The organism is Bradyrhizobium sp. (assembly GCF_049581145.1).
Lineage (GTDB): Bacteria > Pseudomonadota > Alphaproteobacteria > Rhizobiales > Xanthobacteraceae > Bradyrhizobium.
Map to the genome: position 1 here is coordinate 1 of NZ_JBAURI010000611.1, position 2,513 is coordinate 2,513.

Here is a 2,513-nt window from a genome sequence, read left to right on the forward strand (position 1 = left end):
CTCGAAGCTTCGGCCCGCACGCTGACGGCGACGGCGGAGCGCGCCCAGCAGAACACGACCACGGTCGCCACCGCGTCGGAAGAAGCCTCGTCCAACGTGCAGTCGGTGGCGTCCGCGACCGAGGAGATGGCCTCTTCTGTCAACGAGATCAGCCGCCAGGTGCAGGAATCGGCGCGGATGGCCAACGCTGCGGTCGATCAGGCGCGCAAGACCAACGACCGTGTCGGTGAACTGTCGAAGGCGGCGGCGCGCATCGGCGACGTGGTCGAACTGATCAACACCATTGCCGGCCAGACCAACCTGTTGGCGCTGAACGCGACCATCGAGGCGGCCCGCGCCGGCGAGTCCGGTCGCGGTTTTGCCGTCGTGGCCTCCGAGGTGAAGGCGCTGGCCGAGCAGACTTCGAAGGCGACCGGCGAGATCGGCCAGCAGATCAATGGCATCCAGGCCGCGACGCAGGAATCCGTCGGCGCGATCCAGGAGATCAGCGCCACCATCGAGAAACTGTCGGAGATTTCCTCGACCATCGCGGCCGCGGTCGAAGAGCAGGGCGCCGCGACACAGGAAATCTCGAGGAACGTTCAGCGGGCAGCGCATGGCACGCAGCAGGTCTCGTCCAACATTACCGACGTGCAGCGCGGAGCCGACGAGACCGGATCGGCCTCGTCGCAGGTGCTCGCAGCCGCGCAAACCCTCTCGGGCGACAGCCACCGGCTGAAGCGTGAAGTGGACAAATTCCTCAACTCGGTGCGTGCGGCGTAGCAAGCGCACGACCGGTCGCCGCCGTTGCGATTTGCAACAACCTGACCGGCGACGTTTCCCGCTCCAGCAGCGCGCTACATGGCACAAGGTACTCCGGGATGAAGACATGAGGCCGGTGTGCCGAATTCGCCTGGTGGCGAAATCCCCTGGGAAGCCGATTGGGAGAGCGAAAACGATGGCTTCCGCTAAAAATTGTGCCGCATTTTAGATGCAGCCACAAACTTACAGAGCGTCAATGACTTGCGCGCGAATGCCGTAGTCCCACGGTACGCATAATTTAGCATTCATTCGCAACTCGGACCGTACTGCTCGTGGAAGGCACGGGGTTTTCCGTTCGTTTCGCCAGCTCTCAACCGGCCTCAGTTTGTAAGGATCGTCCTCCATGTCATTTTTGAACCTCCGAATTCGCGGCCGACTCTATGGCGGCTTTGGTGCGCTGCTGCTGTTTTGCGCGGCGCTCGCAAGTTTCGGGGTCTGGCAACTGACCGCCATTCGCGATCAGGTCGCCGTGCTCACCTTGCAATCCAAGAACGCGATTCGGGTCGGGGAAATCACGACCGAGTTGCAGGCGATCCGTCGCGCCATTCTGCGCTACGCGTTCGACCAGGATGAGGCGTCCTTCGCGGAATCCGACAAACGTCTGGCAAAAGTAAGCGATCTGCTCGAGGAGGCGCAGCGAGCAACGACTTCAGAGGAGCGGCGAACGGCCTACAAGGAGGTCGAGAAGGACATGACGGAACTGGGCGCCAAACGAGCGGCGCTGGGCGACGCCGTCAAGCAGATGCTGGCCGGCCGCAAGCTGTTGTTCAGCGAGGGCGACCAGATGGCGGTCGACGTGCAGAAATTCGTTGACGCCGCGGCGGGAACGCCGACGGAATCGGCTGCCGGCGCTCTGTTCTCGAAGGTCCTGCTGGTGCGCGTGGCGAATTGGCGAATGCTGGCAACCCGCGATGCCAAGGGCTTTGCAACGTTCAAGACCAACGTCGCCAACGCCCAGGCGCAAATCGCCCTGCTCGAAAAAGCCGATCTTCCGTCCAATCTCGGCGCGCTATTGGTCGCGGCCAAGACGGGCGTCGCCAAATATGCCGAGGCCTTTGACAAGACCGGCCCCAATCTCGTTGCAGGCGATCAGCTCTACTACAAGAGCGTCACGCCGGTGATCCTTGCCGCCATCGAGAAAATGGACAAGGCAAAGTCGTCGATCCTGCAAACGGTCCAGCAAACCGACACCGAGACTGGCGACCGCATCAGCGGCACTATCTTGACGCAGGAAGCCGTCGCCGGCGCTGCCGTGCTGCTCGGCCTCCTGATCGCGTTCCTGATTGCGCGCGGCATCATTGGTCCGCTTGCCGGCCTCACGGCCGGCATGAAGGAACTCGCGAGCGGCAATTTCAGCGTGGTGCTGCCGGGGCTCGAGCGCAACGACGAAGTCGGCGATATGGCGCAGGCGGTCGAAGGCTTCAAGGTCAAGGCCGGGGAGAAGGCGCGCGAGGAGGCGGAAGCCAAGACCAGGCAGGACGAAGTTGCCGCGCGGCAGCGCAAGGCCGAGATGCACAAGCTCGCGGCGGGATTCGAATCGGCCGTCGGCCAGATCGTGGAGACCGTGTCGTCGGCCTCGACCGAGCTCGAAGCTTCGGCCCGCACGCTGACGGCGACGGCGGAGCGCGCCCAGCAGAACACGACCACGGTCGCCACCGCGTCGGAAGAAGCCTCGTCCAACGTGCAGTCGGTGGCGTCCGCGACCGAGGAGA

General features: G+C 63.6%; 2 protein-coding genes. Both read left to right on the top strand.

Features of this window, described 5'->3' with window-relative positions:
• On the top strand, positions 1-762 hold a 762-nt coding region (locus tag WCB02_RS20080; protein WP_423960737.1), incomplete at its 5' end, for a methyl-accepting chemotaxis protein.
• A gap of 382 nt (positions 763-1,144) precedes the next feature.
• On the top strand, positions 1,145-2,513 hold a 1,369-nt coding region (locus WCB02_RS20085), incomplete at its 3' end, for a HAMP domain-containing protein (protein WP_423960739.1).